Raw genomic sequence first — 18,433 nt, 5'->3', positions numbered from 1 at the left:
TTCGCCTACGCTCAAATGAGAGACGCTTTTATTGAGGCGTTGAAGTTTCGTAGCGAACCCAACACAAGTCATGCAACTTGCCCCGAAAAATCAGCTTACCCCAGAACCAGCCCCTACTTCCGAGAAAATTATCCTAGATGTTGGGGGGATGAAATGTGCTGGATGTGTAAGTGCTGTAGAGCGACAACTAACCCAATATCCAGGAGTCAAAAGCGCCTGTGTGAATCTGGCTACAGAGGTAGCCGTGGTAGAATCAGAAACTGGTGCGGTAGATCCACAGACACTAGCACAGCGATTGACATCAGCTGGATTTCCCTCTCAACCGCGTCAAGCTAGAGAAAAATTAGCAAACGAATCTACTTTACAAGATCCTGAAGAACGCAAGCGCCGAGAAATGCGTTCTTCATTTGGGCAGTTGATTATTGCTGGGGTGCTGCTGGTACTGTCGGGAATTGGACATTTTGGCAGCATGGGTGGTCAAATACTGCCAATATTAAACAACATCTGGTTTCACTGTGGATTGGCAACAGTGGCAATATTAATTCCCGGTCGCCCAATTTTAGTAGATGGTTGGCGGGGATGGCGGCGAAATGCTCCTAATATGAATACCCTGGTGGGATTGGGAACGCTGACAGCTTACACGGCGAGTTTAATAGCATTACTGTTCCCGCAAATGGGTTGGGAATGTTTCTTTGATGAACCGGTGATGATGCTGGGTTTTATTCTCTTGGGTAGGACTTTAGAGCAACAAGCCAGAGGTCGCGCTTCAGCTGCTTTTAGGGAATTGCTGTCACTCCAACCACAAATAGCCAGATTGATTCCTAATCCAAACCCGGAAAAATTAGGTTTGGGAACAAATATTGTGGAGATTCCGGCCGAAAATGTGCGTGTTGGTGAATGGTTACAGGTACTACCAGGAGATAAAATTCCCGTTGATGGTGAGGTGCGGTTTGGGAAAACCACGGTGAATGAGTCTATGCTGACTGGGGAAGCTGTACCCGTGATTAAGCAACCAGGGGATTTGGTCGCCGCAGGAACTCTGAACGAGTCAGGAGCGATCGCTATAATCGCAACTCGTACTGGTAGCGATACAACTTTGGCACAAATCGTTACTTTAGTAGAAACAGCCCAAACCCGCAAAGCCCCAGTCCAAAAATTAGCCGATACCGTCGCCGGTTACTTTACTTATGGTGTCTTAACGGCTTCTGTGTTGACATTTGTTTTTTGGTTCTTTTTTGGCACTCACATCTGGAATGATGTCAGTATGTCAGGGGGCATGGATATGATGAGTCACGCGCCTCTTTCTAGTCCAGAGGCGATGGAGCGCGTTTCTACTCATTCACCCCTGCTAACGAGCTTAAAACTGGCGATCGCAGTCATGGTTGTGGCTTGTCCCTGTGCTTTGGGACTGGCTACACCCACAGCAATTCTTGTCGGAACTGCCATTGGTGCTGAACGGGGTCTGTTAATCAAAGGTGGTGATGTCTTAGAAAGAGTACACGAGTTAGATACAGTTGTCTTTGATAAAACAGGCACTCTCACCACAGGTAATCCCACCGTTACCGATTGCCTACCCTTTGAGGAATGGGAAGATAACAAACCTTACTCTCTCCTGCAACTAGCAGCAGCTGTAGAAAGTGGTACTTACCACCCCCTAGCCAAAGCAATTCAGCAAGCAGCGCAGGAGCAAAAGTTATCTATTCCTGATGCTGTGGATTTTCACACAGAACCTGGATTGGGTGTATCTGCCATTGTTGAGGGTCTGTCTGTACTTTTGGGTAATTGGGACTGGTTGAGTAAGCACGGAGTTTTTGCCAGTGAGGCGGCACAACAAATAGCCCTGCATCTGGCAGAAAATGGTAAAACCGTTGTGGGCGTAGCAGTTGGGGGTAATTTAGCCGGACTCATTGCTGTTGAAGATCCCCTCAGACCGGATGCGGAAGCTACAGTCAACCAGTTACGTGAGATGGGTTTACGGGTAATGCTGCTCAGTGGCGATAGATTAGAAGCAGCTCACGCTATAGCTAAACAATTAGGTCTAGATAGTGCTGATGTTATGGCTGGTATTCTCCCAGGGAAAAAAGCAGATGTGATCAAATCTCTCCAGCTACAAGGAAAATCACAATCCCCCACTCCCCACTCCGTCGTCGCAATGGTTGGCGATGGTATTAATGATGCTCCGGCTTTATCACAAGCAGATGTGGGAATTGCTTTATATTCGGGAACGGATGTGGCGATGGAAACTGCCGAAATTGTCTTGATGCGCGATCGCCTAAATGATGTTGTAGCATCAATAAAACTGAGTCGTGCCACCTTCAACAAAATCCGCCAAAATTTATTTTGGGCATTTGCATACAATACAATTGGCATTCCTTTAGCCGCAGGCGTATTGTTACCCAATTTTGGTTTTGTCCTCAGTCCTTCTGGGGCGGCAGCATTAATGGCTTTTAGCTCTGTGAGTGTTGTTACCAACTCAATTTTATTGCGGAGGATCGCTCATCGCCTGTAAAAACTGCCATTGGCAACAATCAATCTGTCTGTCAATCAAATGCTGTTTTTTTTTCAATCTCAGGGTACACTTAAGTATCGATACTTAAGTGTACACAAAACCTGTTACCCTACTTCTGGAGCAAAAGTAGCACAGAATAGAACGGCGCTGTTCTATTGTTGCCAGTTAAGAGTTAAGTAGAATGCTGGTCAGACTGATTACTTAAAGGCTTTGCGGATACACCAATCGCTCCTCGGTCCCAACCAAAAAGACCGCGCTGGTTCACCGCTAAAATTTCTACATCTCTGGTTAATTAATTCTTCAATTAACCTCACCAAGAGTGAGAAATGCTATTAGGACTTACGCTGATAACTCAAGGTATGGGCGAAGCGGAAGATATAGAAGACTGACGCAAGTTAAAATAGGGGTTTGGTTGAGGTGCATTTGCATTATGAAAGTAGCCATTACTGGAGCAACGGGATTTGTCGGGAGTCGTTTGGTAGAACGACTGCATAAGGAGGGTAATAGTATACTGGTGTTAACTCGCAACACTTCCTCTGCTCAAAGAGTTTTTCCACCAGGGGGTTTTCCTAATGTAGAAATTGTGGAATATAAACCGACAGTATCTGGTTCTTGGCAAGATACTATTGCTGGTTGTGATGGTGTAGTTAATCTCGCAGGAGAACCCATTGCTGAGGAACGCTGGACACGAGAACAAAAGCAGAAAATCCTCAATAGTCGCCAGCTAGGTACACAGAAAATAGTGGAAGCGATCGCCAAAGCTGATCCTCAACCCTCTGTATTAGTTAATGCCTCGGCTGTTGGTTACTATGGAACCAGTGAAACAGCTACCTTTGATGAAACCAGTTCATCTGGTCACGATTTTCTCGCTCAAGTCTGTCAAGCCTGGGAAGCGGAAGCACAAAAAGTTAAAGATGCGGGTGTGCGCTTGGTGATTCTGCGTTTGGGTATTGTTCTGGGAAATGGTGGTGCTTTGGGCAAAATGATTACACCTTTCAAACTTTTTGCAGGTGGTCCCCTTGGTAGTGGTCGGCAATGGTTATCATGGATTCACGAATATGACTTAGTAAACCTGATTGTGCAAGCTTTAACTAACCCACAAATGGAAGGCGTATATAATGCAACTGCCCCTCATCCTGTGCGGATGGCACAGTTAAGCGAAACTTTGGGACAAGTTATGCAACGTCCTTCGTGGTTACCTGTTCCTGGGTTTGCTCTGGAAGCTCTCTTAGGAGATGGCGCGATGGTAGTTTTAGAAGGTCAACAAGTCATGCCTAAACGTACCTTGGCGGCTGGTTTTGGGTATGAATACCCAGATTTGCTACCAGCATTGGCAGAAATTATTCACTAACTTAGTCAAGAACTTTAGTCAGCTTGGAATTTTCGAGAAACCCAACTGACTAAACCGCTAAGAATAGCGCCACCCATGAGGATACCAATTGCGGGGTTAAAGACAGGTTGCCAAAGTTGATGCCATAAATCTAAGCCTAAGTTTACTCCCGCAGCATCACCAATGGCCGCGATCGCTAACCAGGCAAAGCCAAAGAAAACGAAGAATACATTAGCAACTAAAACTAGGTTTAGCCAGTTTAATAATTTTTCTTTCATCAGGGAATGGGGAGTAGGGAGTGGGGAGAAGAGGAACGGGGGCAGGGGGCAGGGGGCAGGGGGGAGAAGAGAAAAGGTTGTTAAGTAACCGGAAGTTTAAAGTAATTTCTCACTCCCCCTTTCTCCGGTGCTCCGGTGCGCCCCTGCTTCTTCTGGGGAGTAGGGAGTAGCCCCTAGACCCTATACTTGATTATTCAAATAACCAGGTTTGGACTTTTGTCAAACTTTGCCAATCTGGTTTTCTGCTTAAACCATCGGCGATGCTATCTTTAACTTCTTTTTCCCATTCTTCGTTGACAAAAATTAACTGTTTGGCGAAGTCAATATGTTCTCGCAAGCCTTTTTGACCTGTTTCCAACATGGACATAGCCAAATTAATTCTGGCTTGTGGGTCTTGTGGATTTAACTTTACTGCCTTCCGTGCCGCTTTGTAAGCCAAGTTGGGTTTGTTGTCTAGCAAATACAACCAAGCTAAACAAATCCAAGCTGAACTGGTTTGAGGGGCGCGATCGCACACTTCTTTAAATACAGGGATGAGAGATTCTGGTGCTTCACCAGCTTTATAGCGTTCTAAACCTGTATCAAACAGGAATTCAACTGTTTGAGCCATAGAAAATCAGTTAATAGTTATATAGTCACGAGTTAGCAGTCAGTCATCAATAGTAATTCATCACTGACAACCGACCACTGACAATCTTACACTCCAAATGACTTGCCGCAACCACAGGTTTGGGCTGCATTGGGGTTCGTGAACTGGAAACCCCCACCAATCATGGCATCGCTATAATCGAGCATTAAACCATACAGGTATAATAAGCTTTTGCCATCACAAACAATTTTGAAACCATCGTAATCGAAAACTTCATCCTGAGGGGTGATCTTGCTGGTGTCCTCAAAGTCCATCATGTAAGACATTCCAGAGCAACCGCCTTGACGGACTCCTACTCGTAAGCATAATTCGTTGCCTTGCTTTTGTTGCAAGGATTTTACCTGAAGCAAGGCTGATTCGCTCAGTAGAATTCCACGTTGTTGGGACTGAATTGCTTGTGTCATTTTGCTGTTTCAACTCCTTAAGTGGTCTAATCAGTGACCGGACGAGGTTTTTGATTATCCTTGGGTCACGCTTTTTGTTTTTGCTTTTATTCTAGCGATATTGAGAATGTTAGTTGCCAAATTGTAAACACTCTGTCAAAAGCAGCCAAAACTTTTTATTCTAGAATTGAGAGATTCGGTGTGTTTAGGGATGCAGTATTTTTGGAGTTTAAGCCTTGTGGCAAGCATCAGTTGCAACTACTCTTCAGGTGTAGCCAGGAAGATTTTACCCAAGGCTAGTTATTCCCCTTAGTTTACTTCCAAATAGCTTCTTTTTTGATTAATCTACTTTATGACAAGTTTTAATCGCTCTACCAGTCGTCGGTTGAAGACATTAACTCAAATTCCTTCTGTATGGGAGGGCGATCGCCGTCCAATGTCATCATCGCCCATGCAGGATTCAGGCTCGGAGGCTCAGGGTGAATGTATTCTTTGGGTAGATGGTTCACAGGGTGTTGTCCGTGGAATGGACATGGTAGCGCCTGAAACCGGCCCAGAAGCAATTGTTCGCACCTTAATGCGCGCAATGGAGCATCCCCACAGTCCTGGTAAACCCGCCAGACCCCAAAAGATTGTCGTGAAAGACCGGGAAATTCAGTTTTACCTGCGCGGTGTGCTGCAAGATTTGGATATTGTCATTGATTACGTTCCGGAATTACCCTTAATTGACGAACTGTTTCGTGGGTTTACGGAAATCCTGGAGAACCAAGTTCCCGATTTACCTCCCCAGTATGCACAAGTCTTGCATGATCAAGCCTTGGCTGTTTGGCAGAATGCTCCTTGGGAATTTTTAGAAGAACAGCAAATCTTGTCCATAGAGATTAACAGCCTAGATGTTGGTACACTCTACGCCTCAATCATGGGGATGCTAGGGATGGAGTATGGAATTTTATTTTATCGTTCGGAAGATTCTCTCAAACAGTTTCGGGCAGCAATTTTACAGGATGATGAATCACAAGCAGGCTTAGAAGAAGCTTTCTTGAAACAAGATTGCTTATTTCTGACTTTTGAAAGTGAAGATGAAATGGGCGAAGATGAAATGGACGAAGATGAAGATTTAGCCGATCTGCCCATATCGGAAATTGAGCCTACTTTCGGTAATATCCACCCTTTAGAAGGCTTGCGATCTGTTTTATATGAAGAAGAAGCACTTGCAGTCTTTGTGGCTTTAGAAAGCCTGAGCCGCTTTATCCGCGATTACTACCCCCAACTCAATAGTGAGACTTTTCCTAGCCTGAGCCGTAGCTATCGTATTTCTCTCCCGAAATCAGATTCGCAATCAATTACATCTTTGTCTGTGACTGTCTCCACTATGCCCCAGTTAGCAGCAGAATTAGAGGAAATGGCAGGTTTTGGGATGGAAGAACTAGAAATGGGAGAGGAGGAAGAATTACCTGATTTTGCTTCCTTGCGAGATGATTTGATCCCATCCGATTCTTTTCTCAGTCTGGGAGTAATCTCTTGGGAGATGCTAGAGTCCTTGCGTCAAGGTGTTCAAACTCATCAACCTGGTGAAATCTCAAAAGTCGGTGATGGATTCCCGGTAATTTTAATTCAAACCTCGCGACCCAAGGCGAAAATTGTCATTGACAATATAGCGGCCGCCGGCGGACTCAAGGCCATTTGCTTTAATCCTGGTGCTGATCCTTTTGATGGCGATCGCTACGACTTGGGTTTATTGCAAACTGAAGATGGTGAATTGTTCTTGTTCGGTGAATTTTTAGATGACGATCCCACTCATAGAGAAGCCCGCCAAACATGGAATCAGCGATGTAAAAATACCAAGGGCTACTGTGGTTTGATTATTGCCAAAGGTTTAACAGGATCTTCCCGTGGTAATCCCCAGTTACGAGATATGATGGCTTTGTTTGAAGCGCGATCGCTTTCACCTAAAGATTTAGGTCTCGGCACTCTCCAACTCATGCCGCAAGTTTAAATGAACTAATCACCACAGATCAATATAAATTTTACCCTAATTGCGGTTATTTGTGATTTATCTGTGGTTTTTCATGACCACTAGAGTAGATATTCCGTTCATAATTTACTAACGTTTGCTAACAAACTGAAATCTTCTTGCTTCATCCTGGCAGTGTCGGCACTCACCAGTCCACAAGCTGACACGGCGTGACTCGCCGCGTTTTTGAGATTAATTGCCGCGTTTAGATCCCTGTCACATTCAAACCCGCAATGTTCACACTTGAATACACGTTCTTGGAGTGATAGAGATTCTTTCTGGACTCCACAGTGGGAGCAAGTTTTGCTGCTGGGATACCATCTATCAACTACTACCAACTCACTGCCATAGAGTTTAGTTTTGTACTCTAACTGATGACCAAACTCATAAAATCCCATGTCAGCGATGCCCTTAGCTAGTTTCCTGTTCGCCATCATCCCAGACACATTTAGATCCTCGATTACTACAGTGCCGTGGTTCTTGGCTAGATAAGTAGTGAGTTTATGTAATGTATCTTTGCGGATATTAGCAATGCGTTGGTGTAGTCGTGCAATTTTAGATTGCGCTTTTTTCCAGTTAGCGGAACCTTTAACCTGATGGCGGTTTATCCATTGCAGTCTAGATAGTTTGGTCTCTAAAGTGCGGTATGATTTCGCGCCTTCAAACACTTCTCCAGTCGATAAGGTAGCAAGAGATTTAACACCCAAGTCAACGCCTACAACGTCAACTAGCGAATGCGTGTCTGTTGGCTCTACCTCAACCCGAAACGAGATATACCAACGGTCAGCAGTGCGACTAATAGTTACAGATTTAGGTGGAATCTGGGGTAAGCTCTCGGATGTTTTGAGTACGCCTAACTTGGGAAGTTGGATTTTGTGAGTACCACGAATTTTAATTGTTCCGTCTAACTCAAATGAGTCAGATTTTCCTTTCTTCTTGAACTTGGGAGCGCCTGACACTTTTTTAAAGCATCTATCCCAGGCTGTTCTGAGCAAGTCCTAAGTTGACAATTTCATAGACAAAACTATACTTATATTGACAAAAATCAATATATATTTTAGGAAAAAATCAACTACTTGATATATAATACGGTGATATCAAGTATTGAATTGAGACTATTGCCGACGCGAAAACCAAGCAATGATGGTGGTAGTCTTTTTCAGAAACTTAATTGGAACACAATCGCGTCTGGCTAAGGCGTGAAAGTCTACTGAGGGATAACTGCTCCCATGCTCCCGTTGAAGTAGAAAGTAAAGTCTAGTTTTGTCTAGGTTTTATATAGCAGTAATTGTTAGCTTATTGAGTGCTATTGATTAACCCTAATTTTTAGCTGCTGTGGCGATGGTAAATCCTTCAAGGATGCTGTAAAACTTTTGGGTGAATATAATTCGCCACTTGATCACAATTTTGTCGATTCCGTATATTTTGTTCCCAGGGAACTTATTCACAAACAAACTGCGTCGTGTTTCAGGGTAAATCTATTACTAAATTTCCCCTAGTCTCACTTGTTATGGACATAAAATGTTAGGAAATGGTTGATTTTGGAGTCAAGGCAAAAATGAAAAATAATGTGATGGTAAATTTAATGTAATCAAGATTGTCAACCGAGAAAATGCTGAATTTTAACAAAAATTTTCCCGCAAATCCCAAATAATCCCCCAATTTCTCAAAAATGTCAGGATTATAGTCAACAACTCTGGAAAAATACTACAGTAATTCTACCATTGGTAGTCAATAGTCACAATAATTCCTAATTATTGGGTCATTGGCTTGGGGTGGATGCAGTTTTATGACACTAGTACCGCAAGGCGTTCGTCAAAAGTCAAAAGTCAAAAGTCAAAAAGCTTATAAAATGGGCTTTTCAGGGATTTTGAATGGTCTGTTTATTTACGCCGTCTTGTACTAGATAGATGGAAAAAAGTAATTTAACCTTGACAAATATCACCTGTTGGTAATTACTTTCAGGCGATTATTCACCATAAAATAGATGTACATACATTACAGCAGGCCTAGCTAGTAGCATTCTTTGACCTAGCAGTACATATGATTTCCTAGAGTCTTTGGTTACTTGGATGGGAAAAAGCTGAAATTCTGTTGATCAAGAATGAGTTGGCGAATCTTGATTGAATCAAGAGTAGGTATCTCAAGTTGATTTAGAGAATTTAATTGTCAGGCTTGGATCAACACCTTGCTGGTTTAACTGTTTTTGCCAGAAAGTGTGAGATATTTTGGCTATCACGATGATAATTCTATTTTCATATTTTATTGGGCAATGATCAATACATTTGAGAAAGATAACTTTTTTAGTGCTAATGGCATTGCTTGTTTCTTGACACAAACTCTGATAATCTTATCGTCTTCCTCTTGAGTTAATTGTTCTTTTTGATGGTGCAAACATACAGCAAATAGCATGATAATGACCAATAAAAAATGGGCCGTAAAACGTATAACTGTAAACTTAGCAACACAGGAAGCAGAAAAGCTAGAAAAATATTGCCAGCAAACAGGTAGACCTGCAACAGATGTCATTCGCGAACTGATTAGAGGACTACCTATCTCAGAGGAGTACAAGGAAGCTAACAAATAGGGATATAGTTTCACCTCTGATTTCACCTCTGAGTAGATAAGCAATTTTAGACCCCCAAAAACTTGTCATGTTTTTTAAGTCTAGATTCACTTACTAGAGGTAATAACGGTAAACTGATTGCTAGAGGGTTAACAGCTAGTTAGTGTTTTACTAACAAAAGCTAACAGATGCTGACATTTAATGAGGATTTATATCTACTGATTCACTGAAAAACCTGCCTGCCTCTAGAAAATTTTCAGACTTTCAGCCCCTAAACAGTGCTATTATTGATACGTATTTTAGGTGATAACCAAGCCTAAATACAACAATAGTAGGGTGAGATACACCCAATCTTAAAGCCTGTGGACTAGACAGTGCCGACACCTCTAGGGTGAAGCAGGAACAAAAAGTTGGCTATTGTTAGCATTAGTTAACTTTTTTGTATCGGCATGACGCTGTTGTGTTACGCAATAGTGAAGTTGACACAAATAACCAATTCCGACACCAACCCAGTTACAATCTGTAAAGAAACTGAAAAGGTAAGATGGAATGCGTGTTGCAATAGTGGGTGCGGGACTGGCTGGGCTAGCAACCGCAGTAGATTTGGCTGATGCTGGTTGTGAAGTCCAAATTTTTGAGTCCCGTCCATTTGTTGGTGGTAAAGTTAGTAGTTGGGTTGATGATGATGGCAACCATATTGAAATGGGGTTGCACGTATTTTTTGGTTGTTACTACCAGCTATTTGATTTAATGGAAAAAGTGGGGGCGTTGTCGAATTTACGCTTGAAAGAACATACCCACACCTTTATTAATAAAGGGGGACGCACTGGTACATTAGATTTTCGCTTTTTTACGGGTGCGCCTTTCAATGGTTTAAAGGCATTTTTTACGACTTCTCAACTGTCATTACAAGATAAACTACAAAATGCGATCGCCTTGGGTACTAGCCCCATAGTCCGGGGGTTGGTAGACTTTAACGGGGCGATGAAAACTATCCGTACCTTAGACAAAGTTAGCTTTGCTCAATGGTTCCGCAGTCACGGCGGTAGTGAGGGTAGCATTAAACGGATGTGGAATCCCATTGCTTATGCTTTGGGATTTATTGATTGTAACCATATTTCTGCCCGTTGTATGTTGACAATCTTCCAGTTTTTTGCATCTAAAACGGAAGCCTCAATTATGCGGATGCTGGAAGGTTCCCCGAATGAGTATTTGCACCAGCCTATCCTCAAATATTTAGAAGCAAGAGGCGCTCAAGTTTATACGCGTCGCCAAGTCCGGGAAATTCAATTTACCGAGTCAGGCGAAGAAACTCAAGTGACTGGTATAGTGGTAGCCGAAGGTGACACCACAGAAACTATTACTGCTGATGCTTACGTCTTTGCTTGCGATGTCCCAGGCATTCAGCGTATATTACCCCAAGAGTGGCGTAAGTGGTCAGAATTTGACAATATTTATAAATTGGATGCCGTACCAGTAGCCACAGTACAGTTACGATTTGATGGCTGGGTGACAGAACTGCAAGATGAAGCGCAACGCAAACAGTTAAATCATGCTGCGGGGATAGATAATTTGCTCTATACCGCCGATGCTGATTTTTCTTGTTTTGCTGATTTGGCTTTAGCTAGCCCCAGTGATTATTATCGCCCAGGGGAAGGGTCTTTATTGCAGCTGGTACTCACACCGGGAGATCCTTTTATTAAACAAAGTAATGAGGCGATCGCGCAACACGTCCTCAAGCAAGTTCATGAACTATTCCCCTCATCACGAGAACTGAATATGACTTGGTATAGCGTTGTGAAATTGGCAAAATCTCTCTACCGGGAAGCCCCAGGAATGGACCCTTTCCGTCCTAACCAAAAAACACCGATCAATAACTTCTTTTTAGCAGGTAGCTATACTCAACAAGATTACATCGATAGCATGGAAGGAGCAACCATTTCCGGACGACGGGCGGCAAAAGTGATTTTAGAGAACATCAAAAAATAACCAACCGCACTAAGCACACACACAAAGCAAAGGAAGAAAAAAATGGCAGAGTGGTTAGAGCATAGTGTGCAGATTGAAGTAGAAGCTCCCATAGAATTAGTATGGGGTCTTTGGTCTGATTTAGAGCAAATGCCCCGTTGGATGAAGTGGATTGATTCGGTGAAGATTTCGCCAGAGAATCCAGATATTTCTCTATGGAAACTCAGCACTAATGGTTTGGAATTTAAATGGCAATCCCGGATGCTGAAAGTTGTCAAACAGCAAATTATTCAATGGGAATCCGTTGATGGTTTGCCGAATCAGGGAGCAATTCGCTTTTACGATCGCCACGGTAGCAGTATTGTTAAAATGACTATTTCCTATGCTATTCCGGGGCTGATTGGTAAAATTATGGATAATTTGTTTTTAGGTAGGGTAGTTGAGTCTACTATTCAAGCTGACTTGGAAAGGTTCAAAGAATATGCTTTGAATGTCAAGTCTAATAGCTAAAACAGTTGTCTAACTACCCTCGGCAATTTCATACTATGCGGCGTTACACACTGTTGGTTGTGGTAGTGTATCGCCCGTAGCTTCATAAGCAATAATCAGAGATTCTAAGGCTTCAATGCCGTTGGCTACTGCTAATTGGTAAGTTTCCCCATGAGTTCGCCATTCTTGTCCGGGAAAATCTGGGAATCCTACCAAGAAGCAATTATCTTCCTCTGACCATTGAATAATCATTTGGTATTTGAGATTACTCATCTTGTTTTCTCCCTTCAACCTTCTCAACTGCTTGTTTTATTTTCTTCTCTTGGTAGCGTTGAGCATCTGCTCCGTCTTTACCTGAAATCGTGATTTTTCCAGTATATAAGGGATGCACCCAGTTAGTATGACTTCCTTTGCCTGGGATTTCTGTAAAACCAACTTGGCGAAGCATTTGCTTAAGTTCTCTAATTTTTTTAGGCATGATTTATAAGATCTAAATATAAGTTATCGAATAATTCATCACTCTAGTACCGCAAGGCGTTCGTCAAAAGTCAAAAGTCAAAAGTCAAAAAGCTTTTACGTTGGGCTTTTGAACCTTTTGAAAGGGTATCCATATTTACGCTGAAAAAACCTTATTTTGCACAACATACTTAAATACAACTCTTGTAGGATGGGATAATTTATTTTCTGGTGTTCCCTAAGCCATAGCATATACCTTTGATAAAGCGATTATCTTAAGAATTTTTTACATCACTCTATCCAAGTATTAAAAAACTACCACGTTGGGTCACTATACAAATTAATTGTGATTTCTTCGCGCCCTGGAGATACTGCTGAAATACAAGCGCGAATGACATCTCCATTTTCTAGTTCTACTGTGCAAGCGTGACAAGACCCCATGAGACAACCGGTGGGAATAAACACCCCAGCCCGTTCTGCTACATCTAACAGAGGTTCTCCGACTTCGGCATCAACAGTAATATCATCTGGCAAAAAGCGGACGCGAATACTCATGACGCAATAGAATTTATTTAAGGTAAAAAGGGCGTTAAATTTAAATGGGTTTCAACTTCTGTGGCGAGGTAGTCTAAAATCTGTTCTCGCTGTTCTCGGTAGTTAGCAACACCAGTGGGTAAAGATTTTAAGCCTCGTTGTTGACGCAAGCGATTTAACCAAGCCCGTCGCCAAGGGCCATTGTCAAAAAGTCCGTGGAGATATGTACCCCAAATAGATTGACAGCTATCGACTAACCCTAAATTAGGATCATCAAATAGAGGTAGATAGGCTGTTTTATCTCCTTGTTCTTCTACACGCGATCGCCCTTGGTGGATTTCAAACCCATTCACTGGTAAACCCATCTGGGGATAATTTGAGCTAACTTGGCGCTGGCGGGCAATTTTCTGTCCTGTAATGACAGTTCTAATGGGTAAAAGATTTAACCCCTGAAATCTACCTGCTTGTCCTTCTGCTCCTTCTGGATCGGCGATAATTTGCCCCAGCATTTGGTAGCCACCGCAAATCCCCAAGACCGTACCACCAGAAGCTGCATAGTTTTGAATTGCTTCTGCCATCCCAGTTTTTTGCATTAGGAGCAAGTCAGTAATTGTGGTCTTTGACCCTGGGATAATTACGGCATCAGGATGTCCTAAATCTTGCTTCATACCCAGAAATTTTACTGCTACCGTCGGTTCCGATTCCAAGGGGTCAAAATCGGTAAAGTTGGCAATTCTCGGTAAGCGGATGACGGTGATATTCAGGTCAGTGTTGGTTTTGTATGACTTACGTTCTAGTAGGTCAAGGGAGTCTTCTGCGGGAAATACTTCTTGAAAATAAGGAATAACACCAACAACGGGGATACCAATCCGTTCTTCTAACCATTTTATCCCTGGTTCTAAGATCGATCGCTGTCCCCGGAATTTGTTAATTACTATACCTTTTATTAATTGGCGTTCTTCTGGATCTAATAACTCCAGAGTACCGACTACATGGGCAAAAGCGCCACCACGGTCAATATCTACTACTAATATAGTTGGTGCATTCAAATATTTTGCTATCCGCATATTAGTTAAGTCGCGGTGCTTGAGATTAATCTCCGCCGGACTACCTGCGCCTTCACAGACTAGAAAATCAAATTCTGTGGATAAATGTTTGAGAGATTCTTGTATTGCCTGCCAACCAATATCAAAGTATTGTTCGTAATAATCTGAAGCTTTAACTTTGCCTACTGCTCTACCTTTGATAATGACTTGGGATGTCATATCTCCTTGGGGTTTGAGTAAAATCGGGTTCATTTCTACCCAAGGAGCAACACCCGCAGCCCAAGCTTGTACTGCTTGAGCATAACCAATTTCTCCCCCATTGGCAGTGACATAAGCATTCAAAGCCATATTTTGACCTTTAAAGGGAGCCACTCGCAAACCACGCCGCGACAAAATGCGACAAATAGCGGTGCTTATCAGTGATTTCCCTGCGTGGGATGTTGTTCCCACTACCATAATTGCTTTCATAATTCGTAATTCATAATTCGTAATTCGTAATGGTGATCCACCCCACTGCGCTCTCAGGGTAGCTATGCCGCAGGCTTGACGTAATTTGTGATTAAAAAGGTAGTCTAAACCAGTAAATTACCGAATTATACAGGCGATCGCGCCAGGAAGGATTAGGCAAATTTTCGCCCTGGAATTGTTCCACTAACTGATGTCCTAGAGGAGTTAGGCGAAAACCATCGGTAATTCCTTGACCATCAACTTCTCGCCGCAAAACACCAACTTGAATCAGCCAGCCCAGAGCATTATCGCACACCAATTCTGATAACGGGCGTTTGGTATAGCCATGCTTGAGACCATTTTCCATAGCGATCGCACCTAATGCTACACTCTGCTGACGCATTGTTTCAAACAAAACAATCTTGAAGGGAGAACAGACAAGCGATCGCTTCGCCCTTTCTTCTGTGCTACGTGTATAAAAAAACGTATTCCGGTTTTGAGAATTAATATTAGTCATTGGTCATTAGTCATTAGTCATTAGTCATTGGTCATTAGTCATTGGTCATTGAGAAGTTACCCTCTTGTCCCCCCTGCTCCGGTGCTCCCTGCCTCTTGTCCCCCCTGCTCCGGTGCTCCGGTGCTCCCCTGCCTCTTGTCCCCACTCCTCAGTCCTAAGTAATACTTTCTCTAGTAAATCACTTAAATATTGTAAATTATTGTAAAATTTCAAAGTCATCAATTTAAAACAGGAAAGGTTCATTATGCCTCTAGCAGTTGGTACAGATGCACCTGCATTTACCGTCAAAGACACTAACGGCAATACCGTTTCGTTATCTAGTTTCGCTGGGAAGACAGTTGTGTTGTATTTTTACCCCAAAGATGACACTCCAGGCTGCACCAAACAAGCTTGTAGCTTTCGGGATGCCCAAGCTCAATATTCAGGTAAAGATGTAGTAGTGCTGGGAGTCAGCGCGGATGATGAAGCTGCTCATCAGGCGTTCACTCAAAAATATAATCTAAATTTTCCTCTGTTGGCTGATACCGAGAAAAGTTTAATCAAAGCTTATGATGTTGATGGCGGTGGTTATGCCAAGCGTGTCACTTACGTAATTGACCCTAACGGCAAAATCGTTCATGTTGACGCTAGTGTAAATACCACTACTCATGCCAGTGATGTTTTAGCTGCACTTGGTCTGTAGTTTTGAGATTTTGAATTGACCTCAACTCCGCCCATTGAGGTTTCGGGGTTGAGGTTTTGAGATGAAATTTACGGCAATTGAATTTTTTCAGGTGAACTCGAAGCTGAATCTGTATTTGACTGTTGCTGTTCTTGAAAAGCTTTTTCTTGCCTAGCTCTAAAGTCTAATGCGGCTGAGTCTAGTTGTTCTTGTTGCTCATTAGCATTCCAGTTGAGATTCCCTAATTTGACCCGATGCATCAAATCAAAAACATTATTGATATCACCTGAGTTAGGGGGGGAAAAGGGATCAGTATTCTGATTGGAACCACGATCAACTGAGTTGAATTGAGCCAAACTGGGTTGAGCGATAAATAAGGAAGCGAAGCCAATTCCTGCCAGAGTTAGCACTGACAGTTTAGTAACTGATAAAATTGGTTTTTTCATAGAGTTTTAACCCTTAAATTGCTTTAACGAATCCAGTTGTAATTTTACGCCAGAGTCCGCCGCAGTCGGGGTTGAATGCTCAATAAAGCTACAAGGGCAAAGCCAAACAACACCAGCAGCGCTCCACCAAAGGTAACATTACCCCAAGGCGCTGTCATCACTACACTATCTAGCCCCCAATTGCTATGAAGATAAAGATAGCGAATTGGTTCAATAGCAAAGCTAAGAGGATTGAGGGTAGCGACAATTTGCAACCACTGAGGCATAAAGGATAAAGGAGCCAAGGCGGTACTTGCAAACAGAAGTGGCAAGTTAGTTACAAAAATTACCGCAATTAATTCAATGTGACCGGGTAAGGTAAAAGCCAAGCCCAGAGAAATGGCAGTTACGCCCAATGCTAGTAGGAAGACAATTAAGGCGATCGCACCTAAACCTGCTGCATCCGGTAGCCCCGCCCCTAAAAAGGCTGCTGCTGCCACAATCACGGCTGCTTGCAGCAAACTTTGGCTAATAATAAAGATGGCGGAAGCGAAGACTATGGAAAACCGCGATGCTAAAGGTGCTACCAGCAAACGGTTTAAAAAGCCGAATTCCCGGTCAAACATCACAGGTAAACCAGCATTCAAAGCCCCGGCAAAAGCTGTAAAAACAATTACGCCAGCAGCTAAAAATTGTCCGTAATTTCCAGTAGTTCCAAACAAACCCTTGGGGGCATTTTGGAATAAAGCACCAAATAGCACTAACCACATTACCGGTTGAATAATTCCGGCGACTAAGGTTGAGGGACGGCGTTGTAATTGAATAAACAAGCGACGAGTTAAAGCCAGCGTCTCTTGTACTAAGTCACCCAAAAAACTGGGTGCAGCATTCACATCTAGTTCTGGTGATGCTAGTTGCTGCCAATTCATTTCACTTTTAGGAGTAACACTCATAATCAGTTATCAGTTGACAGTTATCAGTTATCAGGTTTGGAAGCGTTTACCTCATGTTTTGCTTTTTCTCGGCTTTGGCATCGCGGGTGCTGACTGCGGCGAGTTCTGCATCTAGTAAGGTGCGTCCGGTGGCGGCGAGGTAAACGTCATCGAGGCTGGGGCGAGATTGGGCGATGCCAAAGGTGGGCAAGCCGACGGTGTTTAGGGATTGCTGTATGGTAATTAGGGCATCACTTTGAGGTGTCACCACTAAGTTGAGGGAATTACCTTGAGCGTTATTGATAATGACTTCTTGCACGAAGGGTAAATCTTGCAAGAGGTGTTTGGCTTTTTCGGCTTCTTCAATGGGGGAAAATTCGCGGATTCGCAAAGTGATGCGATCGCCTCCAACTTTATCCTTTAATTGAGAAGGTGTACCAGCCGCAATCACCACCCCACGGTCAATAATTGCCACGCGATCAGCTAAAGCATCAATTTCTTCTAAATAATGGCTGGTAATTAGTACTGTTGTGCCAGAGGCGCGTAGCTGGCGCAAGAAATCCCATACCACAATACGGCTATCTATGTCAAGCCCCACTGTTGGCTCATCCAACACCAAAACATCTGGTGCATGAAGCAAACCAGCCGCTAAGTCTAGACGCTTGCGTAAACCGCCTGAGTAGGTTCCGGTTTTTTTGTTCGCGTATTCCTGTAAACCGAGCAAATCCAATACCATATCAATACGCTGTTTGGCTACCGCGCGGGGGATATGATAAAGCGCTGCTTGCAGTTGCAGTAGTTCTTTACCAGTCAGCACCTTATCTAATGCGACTTCTTGCGCCACATAGCCCAGCTTTTGTCGGGCGATTCTGGGGTTATCTATAACGGAAATACCAGATACTTCGATTTTGCCAGCATCTGGTGTAATGAGAGTACATAAGGCGCGTAGAGTCGTAGTTTTCCCCGCCCCGTTAGGGCCGAGTAAACCAAAGATTTCTCCTGGTTCTACCTGAAAGGATACATCTTTGACAGCAACTACTGCGCCGTAGCTCTTTTGCAGATTTTCAATTAAAACGGCGGGAGCCATGACAGCTTAACCCCTAACTATACAAATCTCAACAATTCTATTTCTATTGTAGATGAGTAGTGTGAAGTCAGGCGATCGCTTGGCTACCTTCCGTGATTTTATTTATTCCCCTCCTTGCTTGCACCGGAGGGGTTAGGGGTGG

19 protein-coding genes are annotated in these 18,433 nt (G+C 43.2%); 7 read left to right on the top strand and 12 right to left on the bottom strand.

What is annotated here, in order from left to right:
• Positions 1-70 precede the first annotated feature (70 nt).
• Both NSP_RS00265 and thyD read left to right on the top strand, forming a co-directional pair.
• Positions 71-2,509 carry a heavy metal translocating P-type ATPase gene (locus NSP_RS00265; RefSeq protein WP_006194389.1) on the top strand — a complete coding sequence of 813 codons (2,439 nt, stop codon included), beginning with the start codon at positions 71-73 and terminating at the stop codon, positions 2,507-2,509.
• 430 nt (positions 2,510-2,939) lie between these two features.
• Positions 2,940-3,860 (top strand): thylakoid membrane protein ThyD, encoded by a 921-nt coding sequence (thyD, locus tag NSP_RS00260; protein WP_006194390.1) that lies wholly within the window; start codon positions 2,940-2,942, stop codon positions 3,858-3,860.
• A 14-nt stretch (positions 3,861-3,874) separates the two neighbouring features.
• On the opposite strand, the gene NSP_RS00255 is transcribed toward thyD, so the two are convergent.
• The 3 genes from NSP_RS00255 to NSP_RS00245 form a co-directional block, all read right to left on the bottom strand.
• A complete protein-coding gene (locus NSP_RS00255; protein WP_006194391.1) occupies positions 3,875-4,117 on the bottom strand; it encodes a hypothetical protein in 243 nt (80 codons plus the stop codon).
• Between the two features lie 190 nt (positions 4,118-4,307).
• On the bottom strand, positions 4,308-4,727 hold the full coding sequence (locus tag NSP_RS00250; protein ID WP_006194393.1) for a tetratricopeptide repeat protein: 420 nt from the start codon (positions 4,725-4,727) through the stop codon (positions 4,308-4,310).
• Between the two features lie 86 nt (positions 4,728-4,813).
• Complete coding sequence (locus tag NSP_RS00245; protein WP_006194394.1) at positions 4,814-5,170, bottom strand: iron-sulfur cluster assembly accessory protein; 357 nt, start codon at positions 5,168-5,170, stop codon at positions 4,814-4,816.
• A gap of 331 nt (positions 5,171-5,501) precedes the next feature.
• On the opposite strand from NSP_RS00245, the gene NSP_RS00240 reads away from it, so the two are divergent.
• Complete coding sequence (locus tag NSP_RS00240; RefSeq protein ID WP_006194395.1) at positions 5,502-7,145, top strand: DUF6930 domain-containing protein; 1,644 nt, start codon at positions 5,502-5,504, stop codon at positions 7,143-7,145.
• Positions 7,146-7,243: 98 nt separating this feature from the next.
• Here the strand turns inward: NSP_RS00240 and NSP_RS00235 are convergent, their stop codons facing one another.
• Positions 7,244-8,158: an RNA-guided endonuclease InsQ/TnpB family protein gene (locus tag NSP_RS00235; RefSeq protein ID WP_017803701.1), complete on the bottom strand. Its 915-nt coding sequence runs from the start codon at positions 8,156-8,158 to the stop codon at positions 7,244-7,246.
• Positions 8,159-9,573: 1,415 nt separating this feature from the next.
• On the opposite strand from NSP_RS00235, the gene NSP_RS26630 reads away from it, so the two are divergent.
• From NSP_RS26630 to NSP_RS00220, 3 genes are all read left to right on the top strand, one after another.
• On the top strand, positions 9,574-9,750 hold the full coding sequence (locus tag NSP_RS26630) for a ribbon-helix-helix domain-containing protein (RefSeq protein WP_006194398.1): 177 nt from the start codon (positions 9,574-9,576) through the stop codon (positions 9,748-9,750).
• Between the two features lie 528 nt (positions 9,751-10,278).
• Entirely contained in the window at positions 10,279-11,718 is a 1,440-nt protein-coding gene (zds, locus tag NSP_RS00225; protein WP_006194399.1) for a 9,9'-di-cis-zeta-carotene desaturase, read from the top strand.
• 42 nt (positions 11,719-11,760) lie between these two features.
• Positions 11,761-12,207, top strand: coding sequence for an SRPBCC family protein (locus NSP_RS00220; protein ID WP_006194400.1), 447 nt, complete (start codon positions 11,761-11,763; stop codon positions 12,205-12,207).
• Between the two features lie 33 nt (positions 12,208-12,240).
• Here the strand turns inward: NSP_RS00220 and NSP_RS00215 are convergent, their stop codons facing one another.
• The 5 genes from NSP_RS00215 to NSP_RS00195 form a co-directional block, all read right to left on the bottom strand.
• Positions 12,241-12,459, bottom strand: coding sequence for a type II toxin-antitoxin system HicB family antitoxin (locus NSP_RS00215; RefSeq protein ID WP_006194401.1), 219 nt, complete (start codon positions 12,457-12,459; stop codon positions 12,241-12,243).
• A complete protein-coding gene (locus tag NSP_RS00210) occupies positions 12,452-12,664 on the bottom strand; it encodes a type II toxin-antitoxin system HicA family toxin (protein WP_006194402.1) in 213 nt (70 codons plus the stop codon). The genes NSP_RS00215 and NSP_RS00210 overlap by 8 nt, the downstream gene beginning before the upstream one ends.
• A gap of 293 nt (positions 12,665-12,957) precedes the next feature.
• Positions 12,958-13,197, bottom strand: a complete 240-nt coding sequence (locus NSP_RS00205; RefSeq protein ID WP_006194403.1) for a 2Fe-2S iron-sulfur cluster-binding protein — start codon at positions 13,195-13,197, stop codon at positions 12,958-12,960.
• A 17-nt stretch (positions 13,198-13,214) separates the two neighbouring features.
• Positions 13,215-14,690, bottom strand: coding sequence for a cobyric acid synthase CobQ (gene cobQ / locus NSP_RS00200; RefSeq protein WP_006194404.1), 1,476 nt, complete (start codon positions 14,688-14,690; stop codon positions 13,215-13,217).
• A 91-nt stretch (positions 14,691-14,781) separates the two neighbouring features.
• Complete coding sequence (locus NSP_RS00195) at positions 14,782-15,186, bottom strand: Npun_F0494 family protein (RefSeq protein WP_006194405.1); 405 nt, start codon at positions 15,184-15,186, stop codon at positions 14,782-14,784.
• Positions 15,187-15,430: 244 nt separating this feature from the next.
• On the opposite strand from NSP_RS00195, the gene NSP_RS00185 reads away from it, so the two are divergent.
• Positions 15,431-15,868 (top strand): peroxiredoxin, encoded by a 438-nt coding sequence (locus NSP_RS00185; protein WP_006194407.1) that lies wholly within the window; start codon positions 15,431-15,433, stop codon positions 15,866-15,868.
• Positions 15,869-15,936: 68 nt separating this feature from the next.
• On the opposite strand, the gene NSP_RS00180 is transcribed toward NSP_RS00185, so the two are convergent.
• Genes NSP_RS00180 through NSP_RS00170 form a run of 3 tightly spaced genes read right to left on the bottom strand, consistent with a single transcriptional unit; the run spans position 15,937 to position 18,291 of the window.
• The gene (locus NSP_RS00180) at positions 15,937-16,293 is read right to left on the bottom strand and encodes a hypothetical protein (RefSeq protein ID WP_006194408.1); all 357 of its coding nucleotides are present in this window, start codon (positions 16,291-16,293) and stop codon (positions 15,937-15,939) included.
• Between the two features lie 44 nt (positions 16,294-16,337).
• Positions 16,338-17,225 (bottom strand): ABC transporter permease, encoded by an 888-nt coding sequence (locus tag NSP_RS00175; RefSeq protein WP_006194409.1) that lies wholly within the window; start codon positions 17,223-17,225, stop codon positions 16,338-16,340.
• A 46-nt stretch (positions 17,226-17,271) separates the two neighbouring features.
• Complete coding sequence (locus tag NSP_RS00170; RefSeq protein ID WP_006194410.1) at positions 17,272-18,291, bottom strand: daunorubicin resistance protein DrrA family ABC transporter ATP-binding protein; 1,020 nt, start codon at positions 18,289-18,291, stop codon at positions 17,272-17,274.
• Between the last annotated feature and the right edge of the window lie 142 nt (positions 18,292-18,433).

Source organism: Nodularia spumigena CCY9414 (genome assembly GCF_000340565.2).
Classification (GTDB): Bacteria; Cyanobacteriota; Cyanobacteriia; order Cyanobacteriales; family Nostocaceae; genus Nodularia; species Nodularia spumigena.
This window is presented reverse-complemented; position numbering and strand designations above follow the sequence as displayed.

Coding starts and splice junctions, on each gene's coding strand:
- NSP_RS00255 (WP_006194391.1), bottom strand. CDS start 4,117: ATGAAAGAAAAATTATTAAACTGGCTAAACCTAGTTTTAGTTGCTAAT.
- NSP_RS26630 (WP_006194398.1), top strand. CDS start 9,574: ATGATAATGACCAATAAAAAATGGGCCGTAAAACGTATAACTGTAAAC.
- zds (WP_006194399.1), top strand. CDS start 10,279: ATGCGTGTTGCAATAGTGGGTGCGGGACTGGCTGGGCTAGCAACCGCA.
- NSP_RS00215 (WP_006194401.1), bottom strand. CDS start 12,459: ATGAGTAATCTCAAATACCAAATGATTATTCAATGGTCAGAGGAAGAT.
- NSP_RS00220 (WP_006194400.1), top strand. CDS start 11,761: ATGGCAGAGTGGTTAGAGCATAGTGTGCAGATTGAAGTAGAAGCTCCC.
- NSP_RS00210 (WP_006194402.1), bottom strand. CDS start 12,664: ATGCCTAAAAAAATTAGAGAACTTAAGCAAATGCTTCGCCAAGTTGGT.
- NSP_RS00250 (WP_006194393.1), bottom strand. CDS start 4,727: ATGGCTCAAACAGTTGAATTCCTGTTTGATACAGGTTTAGAACGCTAT.
- NSP_RS00185 (WP_006194407.1), top strand. CDS start 15,431: ATGCCTCTAGCAGTTGGTACAGATGCACCTGCATTTACCGTCAAAGAC.
- NSP_RS00175 (WP_006194409.1), bottom strand. CDS start 17,225: ATGAGTGTTACTCCTAAAAGTGAAATGAATTGGCAGCAACTAGCATCA.
- NSP_RS00265 (WP_006194389.1), top strand. CDS start 71: ATGCAACTTGCCCCGAAAAATCAGCTTACCCCAGAACCAGCCCCTACT.
- thyD (WP_006194390.1), top strand. CDS start 2,940: ATGAAAGTAGCCATTACTGGAGCAACGGGATTTGTCGGGAGTCGTTTG.
- NSP_RS00245 (WP_006194394.1), bottom strand. CDS start 5,170: ATGACACAAGCAATTCAGTCCCAACAACGTGGAATTCTACTGAGCGAA.
- cobQ (WP_006194404.1), bottom strand. CDS start 14,690: ATGAAAGCAATTATGGTAGTGGGAACAACATCCCACGCAGGGAAATCA.
- NSP_RS00240 (WP_006194395.1), top strand. CDS start 5,502: ATGACAAGTTTTAATCGCTCTACCAGTCGTCGGTTGAAGACATTAACT.
- NSP_RS00180 (WP_006194408.1), bottom strand. CDS start 16,293: ATGAAAAAACCAATTTTATCAGTTACTAAACTGTCAGTGCTAACTCTG.
- NSP_RS00205 (WP_006194403.1), bottom strand. CDS start 13,197: ATGAGTATTCGCGTCCGCTTTTTGCCAGATGATATTACTGTTGATGCC.
- NSP_RS00170 (WP_006194410.1), bottom strand. CDS start 18,291: ATGGCTCCCGCCGTTTTAATTGAAAATCTGCAAAAGAGCTACGGCGCA.
- NSP_RS00195 (WP_006194405.1), bottom strand. CDS start 15,186: ATGACTAATATTAATTCTCAAAACCGGAATACGTTTTTTTATACACGT.